General features: G+C 65.5%; 14 protein-coding genes and 1 tRNA gene. 5 read left to right on the top strand and 10 right to left on the bottom strand.

The window, feature by feature from the left end:
• Positions 1–17: 17 nt before the first annotated feature.
• Positions 18–986, bottom strand: coding sequence for a hypothetical protein (locus tag LVJ94_24715; protein ID WXB10417.1), 969 nt, complete (start codon positions 984–986; stop codon positions 18–20).
• Between the two features lie 829 nt (positions 987–1,815).
• Here LVJ94_24715 and LVJ94_24710 point away from each other — a divergent pair.
• Positions 1,816–1,971, top strand: a complete 156-nt coding sequence (locus LVJ94_24710; GenBank protein ID WXB10416.1) for a hypothetical protein — start codon at positions 1,816–1,818, stop codon at positions 1,969–1,971.
• Here LVJ94_24710 and LVJ94_24705 read toward each other — a convergent pair.
• Both LVJ94_24705 and LVJ94_24700 read right to left on the bottom strand, forming a co-directional pair.
• Positions 1,965–2,666 (bottom strand): hypothetical protein, encoded by a 702-nt coding sequence (locus tag LVJ94_24705; GenBank protein WXB10415.1) that lies wholly within the window; start codon positions 2,664–2,666, stop codon positions 1,965–1,967. The two genes, LVJ94_24710 and LVJ94_24705, sit on opposite strands and share 7 nt — an antisense overlap.
• On the bottom strand, positions 2,663–2,941 hold the full coding sequence (locus LVJ94_24700; protein WXB10414.1) for a hypothetical protein: 279 nt from the start codon (positions 2,939–2,941) through the stop codon (positions 2,663–2,665). Before LVJ94_24700 ends, LVJ94_24705 begins: the two co-directional genes overlap by 4 nt.
• Before the next feature lie 13 nt (positions 2,942–2,954).
• Here LVJ94_24700 and LVJ94_24695 point away from each other — a divergent pair, with 13 nt between their 5' ends.
• Positions 2,955–3,116, top strand: coding sequence for a hypothetical protein (locus tag LVJ94_24695; GenBank protein ID WXB10413.1), 162 nt, complete (start codon positions 2,955–2,957; stop codon positions 3,114–3,116).
• A gap of 623 nt (positions 3,117–3,739) precedes the next feature.
• Here LVJ94_24695 and LVJ94_24690 read toward each other — a convergent pair.
• Positions 3,740–3,812 (bottom strand) — tRNA-Arg (locus tag LVJ94_24690).
• Positions 3,813–3,886: 74 nt separating this feature from the next.
• Here LVJ94_24690 and LVJ94_24685 point away from each other — a divergent pair.
• Positions 3,887–4,627, top strand: a complete 741-nt coding sequence (locus tag LVJ94_24685; GenBank protein ID WXB10412.1) for a hypothetical protein — start codon at positions 3,887–3,889, stop codon at positions 4,625–4,627.
• Here the strand turns inward: LVJ94_24685 and LVJ94_24680 are convergent.
• Genes LVJ94_24680 through LVJ94_24665 form a run of 4 tightly spaced genes read right to left on the bottom strand, consistent with a single transcriptional unit; the run spans position 4,624 to position 7,741 of the window.
• Positions 4,624–5,469, bottom strand: a complete 846-nt coding sequence (locus LVJ94_24680; protein WXB10411.1) for a DUF692 domain-containing protein — start codon at positions 5,467–5,469, stop codon at positions 4,624–4,626. The two genes, LVJ94_24685 and LVJ94_24680, sit on opposite strands and share 4 nt — an antisense overlap.
• A 10-nt stretch (positions 5,470–5,479) precedes the next feature.
• Entirely contained in the window at positions 5,480–5,863 is a 384-nt protein-coding gene (locus LVJ94_24675) for a hypothetical protein (protein WXB10410.1), read from the bottom strand.
• Between the two features lie 60 nt (positions 5,864–5,923).
• A complete protein-coding gene (locus LVJ94_24670; GenBank protein ID WXB10409.1) occupies positions 5,924–6,760 on the bottom strand; it encodes a hypothetical protein in 837 nt (278 codons plus the stop codon).
• Between the two features lie 42 nt (positions 6,761–6,802).
• Positions 6,803–7,741 (bottom strand): protocatechuate 3,4-dioxygenase, encoded by a 939-nt coding sequence (locus tag LVJ94_24665; protein ID WXB10408.1) that lies wholly within the window; start codon positions 7,739–7,741, stop codon positions 6,803–6,805.
• A 107-nt stretch (positions 7,742–7,848) separates the two neighbouring features.
• On the opposite strand from LVJ94_24665, the gene LVJ94_24660 reads away from it, so the two are divergent.
• The gene (locus LVJ94_24660) at positions 7,849–8,517 is read left to right on the top strand and encodes a response regulator transcription factor (GenBank protein ID WXB10407.1); all 669 of its coding nucleotides are present in this window, start codon (positions 7,849–7,851) and stop codon (positions 8,515–8,517) included.
• A complete protein-coding gene (locus LVJ94_24655) occupies positions 8,514–9,986 on the top strand; it encodes an ATP-binding protein (protein WXB10406.1) in 1,473 nt (490 codons plus the stop codon). The genes LVJ94_24660 and LVJ94_24655 overlap by 4 nt, the downstream gene beginning before the upstream one ends.
• Here the strand turns inward: LVJ94_24655 and LVJ94_24650 are convergent.
• Positions 9,961–11,886 carry a M4 family metallopeptidase gene (locus tag LVJ94_24650; GenBank protein WXB10405.1) on the bottom strand — a complete coding sequence of 642 codons (1,926 nt, stop codon included), beginning with the start codon at positions 11,884–11,886 and terminating at the stop codon, positions 9,961–9,963. The two genes, LVJ94_24655 and LVJ94_24650, sit on opposite strands and share 26 nt — an antisense overlap.
• A gap of 237 nt (positions 11,887–12,123) precedes the next feature.
• Positions 12,124–13,038, bottom strand: coding sequence for an ROK family protein (locus LVJ94_24645; GenBank protein ID WXB10404.1), 915 nt, complete (start codon positions 13,036–13,038; stop codon positions 12,124–12,126).
• Positions 13,039–13,152: the final 114 nt, after the last annotated feature.

Raw genomic sequence — 13,152 nt, 5'->3', positions numbered from 1 at the left:
ATGCACCCTCGCTGCGCCTATTTGCAACTTGTGGCGTCGATGAACTTGCAGACTCCGTTCGCGCAGATCGCAGGGACCGCGCAGTATGCGCCGCCGTTGGCGTCGCATTTCGCGCCTTCGGGCAGATCCGCAAGGCACGTGTGTGGGGCGTCATCGCTGCACGCGCCGGTCCTGCAGTCCGTATCCACCTTCGTTTGCTCGTTGAGCCCGCAGGCTTGCCCCGCGCCGACATACTCGAGGCGCGTGCAAACGAGGGTGTTCTGGTTGCAATAGAGCCCCGCGGCACCGTTGCACTTCTTCTCCTTGGAGCACGCCTGCCCCTCGCCGAGCTTCGGAACGCACTTGTGCGTGGCGACGTCGGGCACGAGCTGAAGCCCGCAGATCTGGCCGGACTCACAAGTTGCGTCCTTGGGACAAATTTTCGTGCACCTGTCGTTGCTGCAACCGAAGCCATTGTCGCACTCAGAGTCCGAATCGCAGGCGGCCCCGCTCTGACCCAGGGTGGCGCAGACGCCGCAGGTCGAGCCTTCGGCCCTCTTGCAGTACCTTCCTTTGCACTGGGCCGCATCGCCGCATGGTGCGCCGTCTTCGAGTGTTCCCGCGGGCTTGCACGCCTCGAGCGGCTGGTTGTACTTGATGTTGTCACAATGGTCTAGCTTGAGCGCTTTTGCACACTCGTCGACCCGGGCGGGCGTTTTCCCGGTCCCAGGAGCCGTGAGCGAACGGTTGCATATGGCCTGAAAGCGCGTGACGCAGTCGTTCATGTCGACATAGCTCGTGTTGAACGCGTACGCCTGGCACTCGTTTAGCTCGGCGCAGCGGCTTTGTGCGTAATTCGCACAGGCACGTTCTGCGGTGATCTCGGAGTTCGGGTCACCTCCACCGTCTCCGCCATTCGGCCCTTTGTCCGTGTTGTCATCGCCGCCCGAGCAAGCCAGAAAACCAAGTGCCGCGAAGGCGGTCCCCAAAACGAATCGAACCCACATGTGCCTATACCTCCAAACGGGGTAAGAGATTTGTCGATAACGGACGCCAACTGGTCGGTGGAGCGCCAAGACAGAGTAAAGCATGTATCGAAGGTGGGTAATACCTAATAATGCCGAGAAGGGATGGTCGCATGGATCCATTCCGCCAATCTGCTCGAGTAGGCGTGTACCATGGAAGCGTGCATGTCGATTCGCGCGCAGTTGCTTCTACTGCACCGAACATTCGAAATGAATGTTGCCCATCGGTACAATTGAATCAGCCGTGTAGATATCCAAGGCAACATTCGCTCACCAGGCGACGTTATGAACGTTTCGCAATACGCACAGCGGCGCCGATGGCCCCGCGGGTCGTGCACGCGGTACTGCAATCGCCCCGCGAGTCATTCGGATGGATGCGTGGACTTCCGATGAGGTCCAGCGGGGTGAGCATTTGGATGTAAAAGAGGGCAAGAAGTGATTGGCTCCTTACTCGGTCTTTCGTGACGGAAACCCGAGACCATTGACGGCGTACTCTCCTCGCTCCATTTCATCTGCAATATTCGACAACCACGCCCGGAAGTTGTCGCTTACGACCGTCCGAATGCCATGGTCGTGCACGAATTCGGGCCTCCGCCCGAACCTCGGGCCCCGAGCATCGTCACCGGGGTTGGGGGACTACGAAGCGTTCCTGCACGCGCGGCTCCCGAAGGGGATGCAATCCCTTCCGCATTTCGCCGCGAAGAGCATCCTCGCCCCACACGCTAAGCAGTTGCTCGCGGCCATCGCAAGCCGCGAGGAGTAAGATCTCGTCGCGGGCTTGTTCCCATCGCCCATCGCGCGGTCCGGCGCCATGCTCGATCGCCTTCCCACGTGGGGCGTCGAGGCGCTCGCCGCGGTTCGCGACGACGAGCTTACGGCGTTGGGCGAAGTGCCTGCCGAACGAGAAACATCTTCGGGGGTGCGAGCCCGCGGGACGAACTCGCTCGCGCAGGCGGCAGGCTATTGAACTTGGATCACGATGGCAGCGGCATACGGTTTTGCGTTCGCCGAGTTCACGAGAGCGTTGGCCGCCTCCTCCACGGTGCCTGTCGTGGCATGCCTGACGATATCCTGGGCGGACAATTCACGAATGAGAAATTGATTGAGCACGAGCAGCCTCTGTCCCTGGCACAAAGGCCACGGCGCGTCGAGGCTTTCGGGTTCGGTGCCCAGGTATTCTCCGCCGACCCCGCGAGCGAGCCACTCCTGCGTCTTCAGTCCAGGGCGTTCGCGACGGTCCAGATGCCCGTACGTACGTTGAATGAGGCCTCCATCGGAGACCAGCCAGACCTCGTCCGCCCCGAGCCAGGTCACCCGAACGAGACCATCGCGAATCTCGACCTGGGTCAACCAGCCGACGGGTTGTTTGGAATCCGACGAGAGGGCGCGAATTCGTTCCGCGAAGCCGGTGACGATGCGCGCGAAGGTTTCGGCAGGGTCTTCGACGTCGCCCTGATTGGCCCATACATTCTCGGCGATATCCAGCAATCCCGAGGAGAGGTCCGCGGACGACAGTTCGAAACCGCTCCAGGATGCATTGGCCATCAGCATGACGGAATGCTGGTCGTTGACGATCGCGCGGATGAAGGACTTCGCAGAACCAGAAAAACGCTCGGTGCAACGGACGGCTCGCGAAGTTTCCAGGGAGAGGCGCATGTTCATTTCCGCTTTTTCCATTTCGAATAATCGATCGTCGTCAGGGCCGTTCTATCGATCGTCGTGTTTTCGCGGATGTTGTCCGTCGACCATACTTGACCCTCGTTGTCGATGGCTAGGCCGAAGGGGCGCCCCTCGCCCGTGAAGAGAGCGACGCCGTTCGCGGGCTTCTGATACTCCGCCATCCAGGTCGAATCGACCTGGTGGATCTTGTCGACGATCTGCTTGAAAGCCTCGCCCTTCTGCGCGGGGGTGAGCTTGACCTGTCTCCAGCCGCGCAATCTGCACCGGTCCTTGCCCGATCGCGGGAGCGGATTCCCCGCGTTGGTATTGGCCGGCGCCAAAGACGATGTCGTGACCAACGGTGTATGCACGCGCGCGGATGGCGTTCGCAGCCTGGTGTGCCCTGGCATCGTCGTGAACTCGAACGTCACGGAAGTCGTGGCCAAAGTGTGATTCCATGAAGTCGCGCGCCGTTGCGCCCAGGGGTAGACCCGGTGACCGAGGCATGCGCTCCACCTCGGGTGGCGCCTCGACGCTGGCCTCGTCGACAGCTACAGCCCCCACCTGCAACTTGGCCTGCAGTCTGGGGTGTGTGGTTTGGTCGATCGCCTGCTTCCGCCCTCTCACGTGCACCAAGGCATGCCCACGTGGTCCTTCGGGACCGTACGCTGGCACGCGCGCCAGATTTATGCCGCGACCGGGAATAGGTTCGGGAACCTGCTCGGGCGCCTCGCGCACGGGGGAGCGCCGAGCGGGCTTGGATGTTGTACCGCCGAGGGTACTTGTTTTCGGTGCGGGTCGCTCGATGAAGATTCGGCCACCGCTCATTGCACCCTCCGTCGTACCGTCCGGACGCCCATGCGCCTCCGTGATCCCGCACGAGAATCTTCGGTCCAACGAGATGAGCGCCGAGACTGGGCAGTCGCTCGCTACGGCATGTTGCATCTGCGACGTGCAACGTTGCGCGTGCAACGGCGCCCACGGTGATCACGGATGGCGCGGAGTTTGGTGCGTACCTGCACCAAAACCAATGACGAGCCCGCTCTATCCCCCCGAGCCTCCGGGACAACCGCGAGCGCCCCCGACAAGAGTCGAACTTGTGACCTTCGGTTTAGGAAACCGCTGCTCTATCCTCTGAGCTACGGGGGCGGGCCGGGAATCTCTTCCCGGTGACATCAAATACCCGTGGGGATGAGCCCCGTCCAGTCCGTACGATGCGAAAAATGGACGCTTCTTGGGAGCAACTGATTCGTGACGTCTGCCTTGCCGAAGGGGACGAAGACGAGGTGGCGCGCGGATTGGGCGTGCCGCAGGCGGGTCGGCTGCTCCTTTACCGCAGGCTCGTACGGGGAAACCTGGAGTCGGTGGCGCGCAAGCTTCTGCCGCGTACCGCTGCTTGCCTCGACCGGGCCGAGGGCGGCTTCGAGCGCGAGTTCGGCGCGTTTCTCGCGGAGGCGGGGACGCGCACGCACTTCGTCCGCGACATCGGTGGCGAGCTCGTACGATGGGCGGCGGCGGGCCGTTGGGCGGGGGAGGGGTATCCGCCACACCTGGCGGACCTCGCACGCTACGAGGTGCTCGAGTTCGACGTCGGCATCGCAGAAGTGGGCGAGCTGCCCCCGGCGCGTGCCGAGTTGGCGTTGGATCGCGGGATCGTCTTTCATCCCACGGCGCGTCTCGGGCGATTTTCCCACGCCGTGCACGACGAGGAAACCGATCCGCCCGCCGCGCGGGACATCGCGCTCCTCGTGTTCCGCGATGCCGAGCACGCGGTCCACACGCGCGAGCTCGACGCGGGCGTCGCCCCGGTGATCGAGCGCCTTCTCGCCGGGGATGCCCTCGCCCAGGCCGTGCGCGCCGCATCGGGCCACGGCGAAGGGCCCATCGACGATGCCCTCCTCGCGCGGGTGGCCGAGCTGCTCGCGGTCCTCGCCGACGACGGCGTCCTCCTCGGCGCCGCCTAACTGCTCGGGTGCGCGTGCGCGAGCGCGTGTTCTGCGACGGCGCGCACCTTGCGCACTTCGTCCAGCAGCGCGTCGAGCGGCGGAATGGTGAAATCGCGCTCGACGACGATGGGCACGGGACCGGTGCGCGGCAGGGCATGCGCGAGAAGCGCGAACACCGGATCGGGGATGTCCGCACCGTGCGTGTCGACGAGTAGGCGTTCGTCGCCGGGGACGCTCATCCACTCGCCACCGGCCACGTGAATCTGCACCGTGCGCTCGAGCGGTGCGCGATCGAGCCAGTTGGCCGCGTCGAAGCCGAAGTTGGTCGCGTTGACGAACGCGTTGTTCACGTCGAGAAGGAGCCCGCAGTCGGCGCGCTCGCATAGCTCGGAGAGGAACTCCGGTTCCTCCATCGCCGCATCGCCTTCCAGCGTCAGGTAGTAGCTGATGTTCTCCACGGCGACCGGCATCCCCAGCGCATCGGCCGCGTGCCGCACACGGTCGGCCACGCGAACCGCGGATGCGCGCGAAAAGGGAATGGGCAACAGCTCATGGAGCACACGCCCGCCGCTGGAACCAAAGCACAGGTGATCCGAATGAAACGGCGCGCGCACCTCCTCGAGGAACGCGCGCAGCTCGCGCAGGAAGGCCGCATCGAGCGGCTCCGTCCCGCCGAGCGACAAGCTCAGTCCGTGGGCCAGCAGAGGATAACGCCCCGCGAGCCGTGCGAGCGCCTCGCGATGGTCGCCGCCCCGGCGGATGTAATTCTCGGGGGCGATCTCGAGGAAATCGAGCTCCTCGGGCATGCGCTCGAGAAGCTCGCCCATGAATTCCCATCGCAGTCCGAGGCCGACCCTCACGCGGTCTCCGTTACTTCTTCTTGGGATCCGCACCGCACGTGCCGGCGCCGCAGCTCGCCTGTCCGGCGGCGGGCTTCTTTCCGGTCTTCTTCGCCGGCGTCGTCTCCTTCGCGGCCGGTGCGGGCGCGGAGGTGACCGCCGGTGCGGGCGCGGCGGCGGCAGGGGCCGGCGAGGCCGCGGCCGGTTGCGGCGCCGTCGTCTCCGTCGTGGCGGCGGCGGGGGCCGGCGCGGGGGCGGCGGCTGCGGGAGCCGGCGCAGGCTCGGCGGGCGCCGTCGTCGTGGTCGTCGGGCTGCTCGACTCGGGCGGCGGCGAACCACCACACGCCACGATGAGCGCACCGGTTCCCAAGGTGGCGAGGACGCCGGCGATGCTCGACAGGTTCAACTTGTTCATGACGAAACTCTCTCTTTCTTCTTTCGGTTCCTGCGGTTTTCCTGCGAATCGCGCACCATACTATTGCTGTTGTGGTGTGGCGCGCAGCTCAAACGTGACGTCGAGCACGTCGGCGACCTTGGTGCCGAGCAGTCCAAACGCCCGTTTGGCGAGCTTACCCAGATTGTCGCGCGGTTTGACGTCGTGCTCGGCAATGGTGATCTTCAGCGGCGACTTCGTCACGATTTCGACCGACGAGGGCCGTGCGTCGGCCGCCGCGCCCGAAGCAAAGTGAAAGCGCGCTTCGAGGGGTACCACCTTGTCGGCCTTGTGGCCGTGCAGGAGCAGCTCACCGTGTGACGTGAGCGTCACCACGCGAACGTCGTCCGCACCTTGCTTGACCGACGGCACCTTGGTCACGTCCGTCGCGCTCAATCCATCGATGGACCGAATCGAATACACCGCCCAGCGGTTCGCTTCGCGCACGTCGGCGGAGACGGCATCGCCCACCTCGAGCCAACCGGCGGCGTCCTTCGTCTGCTTCGAATCTTGCGGATCGGCGTCGAACGTGTGCGTCTTCAGCGAGGCCAGATCGATTTTCACCTCACCGCGCGTGTTGGCGAGGTTCATCAGATCCACATCGAGCGAGCCGGCGGAGGCGGACGTATCGCCCTTCAAATGCTCGGCCGGCGCCGGCCCGTCGATGTGCGTCTTGCCATCGGTCGCAATCGCGAACTTCGTCACCATCGCCGTGGGCGGTGGCTTCTCCACGGCCAGCGAGCTTGCACTCGCGGCCAGTTTGGGGGCGTCCTCGCTCTTGCTACAGCCCAGGGCTGCGAGCGGGATACCAACGAGACAGCCAACGAACGCGAGGTGAAAAAGGCTTCCTTGCATGGTCACGCCGTAGATTACGGCCATGACCCCGTGCGGTTTCGCACTTCTCTGTCATTTGCGCAATTTTCACGGCGGAGGCGGGCCGCCACCGTCCCTGGGGCCGCCACCGCCACCGTTGCCTCCGATCGAGCACAACGCTGTGCCGGTCGACGAGCGAATCACGATGGCCTTCCACGCGAGCATCGCCCCGTCGGACATGCGCGAGGTCTCGAACGTGTAGTTGGCCAGGTCGGCGCCGCCGACGACGTTGTCGTTCGTATTCGACGTATCGCGCGAACCTCGCGTGCCGTAGAGCGGCTGTGTGCTCACGATCTCGTCGTCGAGTGCATCGTCGAAGACCAACTGCGACGTCACGTACTCCGTGCCGTTCACGCGAATCGTAAAGTGGATATGAATGGTGCGTCCGCTGTACCAGCCGGGAAAGCACGTGTCGAAGTCCACGCGCCCGTTCGCATCGGCGGTCTGCACGCCGCGGAACCATCGTGCGGCGCGGGCGGTGGCGTCGCCGCTCGTACAAAAATCGCTGGCATCGCTGCCCGAGTAGAGACCTTCGGGGGCGCAATGCCAGATGTCCACGCTGGCGTTGGGCACGGGCGTGCACGATTCATCGACCACGAGGAACGCGAGCCGAACGGGTAGGCCATCGTGGCCTTCGCTGATGTCTTTGCGCTCGACGGTCTCCGCGTAGCACGGCCCCAAGGTCGCGGCGCACGTCAGCGTGCACGCTGCGCCCAGGCCGGACGTGAACGGATCGGGGTAATTGCCCGCCATGACCGCCGTGCCGCCGGTGGCCCATGCGCCTGCCTCGCCGGTGCCGGTCGCATCGGCGTCCGTTCCGCTGTCGGTTCCCGTCCCGCTGCTGGTGCTCGAATCGCCATCGGACGAGCACCCGAAGAGGACCTTGGCAAACGGTGCTGTCACGAGCGCGGCACCCATACCGCGCAAAGCTCTGCGTCGCGAGATGACCCGCAACTCTTCGTCCAACCTGCCTGAAGGATATTTCATGCGCATGATCTCTTGCGCACTCAGTCTGCTATCCGAGATCTTACGAATCTCTTACAGTACGAAATTTCCCTTTCGCCCCGACCTCTAACCCCTTATCCCTAATCCCTATGTCGAGGCGTGTGCTCCTCGTCGAGGACGATAGCGAGCTCGGTGCACAGATCGTTCACCGGCTTCAAGACCATGGTTTCGAAGCGGTGTGGTGGCGCGAAGGCCGCCGCGTCGCGCAGGAAGACCTTCGCGGCTTCGATCTGGTCATCGTCGATCTGATGCTGCCGGGCGTCTACGGCATGGACATGCTGAAGGACGTGCGCACATGTTCGGAGGTGCCGGTCCTCGTTCTCAGCGCGCGCGATGCCACGGCCGACAAAGTGCGCGCGCTGAAGCTCGGCGCCGACGACTACATGACCAAGCCGTTCTGGCCCGAGGAGCTCATGGAGCGCGTGCGCGCGCGCTTGCGCCGGCCGGCGCTCGGCCGCGGCGACGTGCTCGAGGCTGGGGCACTGCGCATCGACCGCGCACGGCGCGAGGCGCAGTGGAAGGGGGAACGCCTCGAGCTCACGCGCGTCGAGTTCGAGTTCCTCTCCGCGCTGGCCGAGCGCCCAGGGGAGGCGATGACCCGGCGCGCGCTGGCCGAGCGGGCGCTGGATCCGGAGCGCGATGGCGGCGAGCGCACGTTGGACGTGCACGTCTCGCGGTTGCGCAAGAAGCTCGCGCAGATGGGCGAGACCTCGCTCATCGAGACCGTGTGGGGCATCGGCTACCGGCTCGCACCATGACGAGCCTGCGCGTTCGGCTGGCCGCGGCCACCATTCTCGTGACCATCCCCGTGGGGCTGCTCCTCCTCTGGTACGACGGCGTCCGCCAGCACGAGGTCGCCGAGCGGCTGCTCGCGTGGCACATCGAATCGCGCATGTCGAACGAGCGCGATCGCTGCGAGGCGGCGCCCGAGTCGTTCGGCGGAGAATTCCCAGGAGGCCCGCCACGCCATTCCGGACCTCCACCTGGACCTCCGCCCGGACCGCCATTGGGGCCGCCGCCGGGCCCACCACCACCGCCCGGGCCGCCGCCGCCCCGTTCATCGCGCCCGCATGCGCGCCCGGCCGCCATCTTCGCCTACGACACCGAGCTGCACTCGAGCAATCCCACGGCGCCGCCCATTCCCGCGTCGCTCGTGCGTGCCATCCGCGAGGCCTCGGTGGCGTCGGCGCCGGTGCGCTTTCGCAGCACGGACGTCGAAGTCCTCGTGGCCATGCCCTGGCGCACAGGTCCTTGTGCCTACATCTTCGGGCGCGGAACCACCGATCCCGAATGGGGCGTGCTTCCCGACTCGAACCTGTGGCTACTCCCCACCGTGGCCGTATTCGCCGCGATGCTCCTCGCGCTCGGCCCCGTCGTCCGGCGCATTCAAAAGCTCACCGACGCCGTCCAGCTCTCCGCCAAGAGCGCCTACGCCAGCGCCATCACCGAGGACGGCCGCGACGAAATCGGCGAGCTCGCGCGCGCCTTCAATGCCGCCGGCCGCGAAATTCGCTCCCAGTTGGCCGAGAAGGATCGACGCGAACGCGCCTTACGCGACTTCCTTGCGAACACCACCCACGACGTGATGATCCCGCTCACCGTTCTGCAGGGCCATCTGGCGGCCCTGCGCGAGAATGGCGCACGCGACGAGTCGCTCGATGCGCGCGTGCTCGTTTCGGCGATGGCCGAGGCGCACTACATGGCGTCGCTGGTGCACAACCTGAGCGCCGTCGCACGCCTGGACGCCGCGGAGGCGCCGGCCGTGAAAGATCCCGTCGATCTCAACGCCCTCGTGCAGCGCGTAGTGGCGCGGCATCGCCCCATCGCGCGCGAACTCGGCGTATCCCTGGAGAGCTCGGTCCCCGGCGACGCCGTGCACGTCCTGGGCGACGTCACCCTGCTCGAGCAGGCCGCGAGCAACGTCACGTACAACGCCATCCGCTACAACCGCAAAGATGGCCACGTGGCCGTCATCTTGGAGCGCACGCCCGGCGAGCGCTTCTCCCTTCGCGTGATCGACGACGGCCCGGGCATTCCAGAGCAGCAGCGATCACGCTTCGCCGAGCGCGGTGTGCGCGGCGACGAAGCTCGCACCCGCGCCCCCGATGGCCAAGGCCTCGGCCTTCCCATCGCGTACCGCGCCGTGCGCCTTCACGGCTTCGAACTGACCCTCGAGGACTCCGAATACGGTGGCCTGGAGGTCAAGATGCAGGGCCCGACCGCCTGATCCGCCTTCGGGCGAGCAGCATGCCCAGCCCGAGCACGCCGCCGAACAGTGACCACGGCGCGTCGGACGAACCGCCCATCGCGCAGCCGCTCTTGCTGCCCGCGAAGATGTCCTCGTCGCTGTTCGGGTTGCCTTGGCTTCCTCCGTCCTTGCCGACGGTAGGCAGTCCGCCGTCGCCCGCGGCGGTGGCCTCCGCCGTAATGGTCTTGCATGTCGCGGGGGCGCTGATGACGCCCACGGCGATCCACGCACACTCGATGATGTTCTTCTGGTTCTGCGAATACTTCAAATCGGTCGCCGCCGACAAAGTCCCATTGGCCAAGTCGATGAACTTGGCACTCGACGTCAGGTACTTCGTTTGGGTGCGGTACCAAAGGTCTGCAGCCTTGTCCCAGCCGATGCCATAGGCGACGTTGACCGTGGATACGTCGTTGGTTCCACCCTTGGTCATCAAGTAAAACGCGTTGTTCGGAATGCCCGAATTGGTGTGGACCCCACCATTGTCCTGGGTCGTATTGAGGAACTTGGAAATGTGCGCCGGCTGCGGCTGGTCGAGGGTGGGATCGCCCGGGTGCACCAGATCCCGAAAGGGCTTGCCGCTGAGGAAGACGTCTTCGCCCAACAAATAATTGTTCTTCTCGTCCGGCTTGACGTAGTGCTCGATGATCGAGCCGAAAATGTCGGAGATGGACTCGTTGATGGCCCCTGGTTGCTTTTGATAAACGAGCTTCGAGGTGTTTTCGGTCACGCCGTGGGTAAGCTCGTGGCCGACCACGTCGAGGCTCCCAGAGAGGGCGCGCGACGTGCTGTCGCCGTCGCCGTAAACCATTTCGGCGCCATCCCAGAATGCGTTGAGGATATTCTGGGAGTAGTGCACCACCGAAATGAGTGAGCCGTCGTTGCCGTCGATGCCTTTGCGATCGTGCTTCGTCTTGTAATAGTCGTACACCTTGCCCGCGTAGTAGTGCGCATCCACCGCCGCGCCAGGGCCGCTCTCCGGCGCCTGGTCCCACGTCGATGCGCTGGGGGAGGTCAGGATCGTCCCCGGGAGACTCTCCGTGTTGTTCGCCGTGAAGGTGCGGATGCCATTGGGCGTGCGCGTCCTGTCGTCGAGCGTGTACGAGCCACCTGATGCCGCGACCTGTATTTTCTTCGCGTCGCCGAGGACGCCTTTGCCGCTGCCCTCCACCGTCTCGATGTCGTCGAACGCGCGAAGCACGTCGCCTGTGTGCGCGTCGAACAGGTAATCCATGCGATGCAACGCCGGCAAATCCGTGCGCAGCACGACGTGGTACGCCAGCGTCGGGGTGGCCCCATCCATCGCATGAATGACCAGCTCCGGCGCGGTCCAGATGCGCGCCTCCTGGCCCGCGGCCACGCTGCGCAGCTCTTCGCGCGCGCGGAGGAGCGCACGCGCCGCGTCGAAGGCCGGCACGATGTCCACGGCATCCAGGCCGGCGACGAAGTTCGAGTCGATGCTCCGCAGCGCGCCCGAATCGTCGTAGTGCGCCATCATCTCCGCGTTTTGCACCGGGATTCCGCGCTCCACCTGCTGCAGGCGCACGTGGGTCATTCCCAGCTCGTCGCGGTGCTCGCGCGTGACGCTGAATTGGCCCGCGGGATCGCGCATGTTGTAGCGCTCACGGAACCGGCTCAAGAATGCGAACGTGGCCTCCTTCGCCGAGATGCTGCCCGTGAGGAGCGGCGCAGAATGCCCGGCGACGTGCGCCGGCGTCCCCAACTCCGAATCCGAAGCCCACTCCCAGGCATTCGCGTTTTCGAGCGACAGGGTCTCGACGAGACTCGCCGTCTGCGCGCGCGCCTCGGTCGTGTCGCCCGGGCCAGCATTGCTGCCGCACCCCACGATCGCGAGTCCGAGTAGCCCGATTCGTTTGCCCATCGTGACCTCCACGCGGGCTTATGGCAAGGCTCGGGCCATGCCGTTCTTCGATGTTGTTTACGCGGCCAACACGCGACAACTGCGGGAAACCACGCCGATTTCGATCCTGGGTCTCGGCGCGCAAGGACACTGGCCGCGGGGACCAGTGTCCGGAAAGGGCGGGGGTGGTGGTTCGATGATCCCGGGGCTTTTCCCGATCCATCTTCCCACTCTCCTCACCGCCCCAACCCCTAGCCCCTACTTCGGCAGGAACGCGGCGCCGAACACGCCGGCGCTGTCGCCGACGGCGTGCTTGACGACCTTCGTGCGGAGCTTGTCGGTGAAGGCCCAGCGGCGAAGCGCTTCGGTGCCAGCGTCGTAGAGCACGTCGATGTTGGAGACGCCGCCGCCGAGCACGATGACGTCGGGATCGAGCACGTTGACAACGGTGGCCATGGCGCGACCGAAGGTTTCGACCAGGTGATCCAAGGTCGACTGCGCGGCGGGATCGGTCTCGCGGCGGGCGACGACGTCGACGAGCTTGCGGCGTTCGCCGGAGCGCGCAGCGTAGGCCTTCTCGAGGAACGGCCCGCTGAGAAGGGTCTCGATGCAGCCGCGCCGGCCGCAGTAACACGCGAGTCCGCGCTCGGGCTCGAGCGACACGTGGCCCCATTCGCCGGCGATGCCCTGGGCGCCGTCCCAAACGCGCGGCGTTCCTTCGTCGGCAATGACGATGCCGCCGCCGACGCCCGTACCCATGATCACGCCGAACGTGACCCGCGACCCGCGGGCGGCACCGAGCACGGTCTCGGCGAGTGCGAAGCAATTGGCGTCGTTCGCGAACACGATGGGCCGGCCGACGCGCGCCACGAGATCGGCCCGGAAGGGGCGACCGTTGAGTGCCGTGGTGTTGGCGTTCTTGACGAGGCCCTCCTGCGTTTCACTACCGGGCATGCCGATGCCGACGCGCGCGATGTCCTTCAGCCCCGCCTGTTGCTCCGTTTCGGCGAGCACCTGGGCGGTGATTTCGAGGATGTGCTCATAACCGCGGTCCCGTTCCGTAGGGCGACGTACTTTGGCGAGTGTTTCGATGTCATCGCCGCGACGGCGAATGACGATTCCTTCGACTTTGGTGCCGCCGAGGTCAATTCCCAGGCGCAATTCTTCGGACATCAGGCGGCTCCTATCGGGGACGTGCGGTGGATGCCTCCACACACACCACTCGGGGGAGTGGGGCGGTGGGGCCCCCCACACTCGAACGACGCACTCGTGCGTTTGTGACGGGAC

It is taken from the genome of Sorangiineae bacterium MSr11367, assembly GCA_037157805.1.
In the GTDB taxonomy this organism is placed as follows: domain Bacteria; phylum Myxococcota_A; class Polyangia; order Polyangiales; family Polyangiaceae; genus Pendulispora; species Pendulispora rubella.
Note: the sequence above shows the minus strand (reverse complement) of the source record. Positions and strands in the feature narration are given on the sequence as shown.

Coding starts and splice junctions, on each gene's coding strand:
- LVJ94_24685 (WXB10412.1), top strand. CDS start 3,887: ATGGACGCTTCTTGGGAGCAACTGATTCGTGACGTCTGCCTTGCCGAA.
- LVJ94_24650 (WXB10405.1), bottom strand. CDS start 11,886: ATGGGCAAACGAATCGGGCTACTCGGACTCGCGATCGTGGGGTGCGGC.
- LVJ94_24660 (WXB10407.1), top strand. CDS start 7,849: ATGTCGAGGCGTGTGCTCCTCGTCGAGGACGATAGCGAGCTCGGTGCA.
- LVJ94_24665 (WXB10408.1), bottom strand. CDS start 7,741: ATGAAATATCCTTCAGGCAGGTTGGACGAAGAGTTGCGGGTCATCTCG.
- LVJ94_24710 (WXB10416.1), top strand. CDS start 1,816: ATGCTCGATCGCCTTCCCACGTGGGGCGTCGAGGCGCTCGCCGCGGTT.
- LVJ94_24715 (WXB10417.1), bottom strand. CDS start 986: ATGTGGGTTCGATTCGTTTTGGGGACCGCCTTCGCGGCACTTGGTTTT.
- LVJ94_24670 (WXB10409.1), bottom strand. CDS start 6,760: ATGGCCGTAATCTACGGCGTGACCATGCAAGGAAGCCTTTTTCACCTC.
- LVJ94_24675 (WXB10410.1), bottom strand. CDS start 5,863: ATGAACAAGTTGAACCTGTCGAGCATCGCCGGCGTCCTCGCCACCTTG.
- LVJ94_24645 (WXB10404.1), bottom strand. CDS start 13,038: ATGTCCGAAGAATTGCGCCTGGGAATTGACCTCGGCGGCACCAAAGTC.
- LVJ94_24705 (WXB10415.1), bottom strand. CDS start 2,666: ATGAACATGCGCCTCTCCCTGGAAACTTCGCGAGCCGTCCGTTGCACC.
- LVJ94_24655 (WXB10406.1), top strand. CDS start 8,514: ATGACGAGCCTGCGCGTTCGGCTGGCCGCGGCCACCATTCTCGTGACC.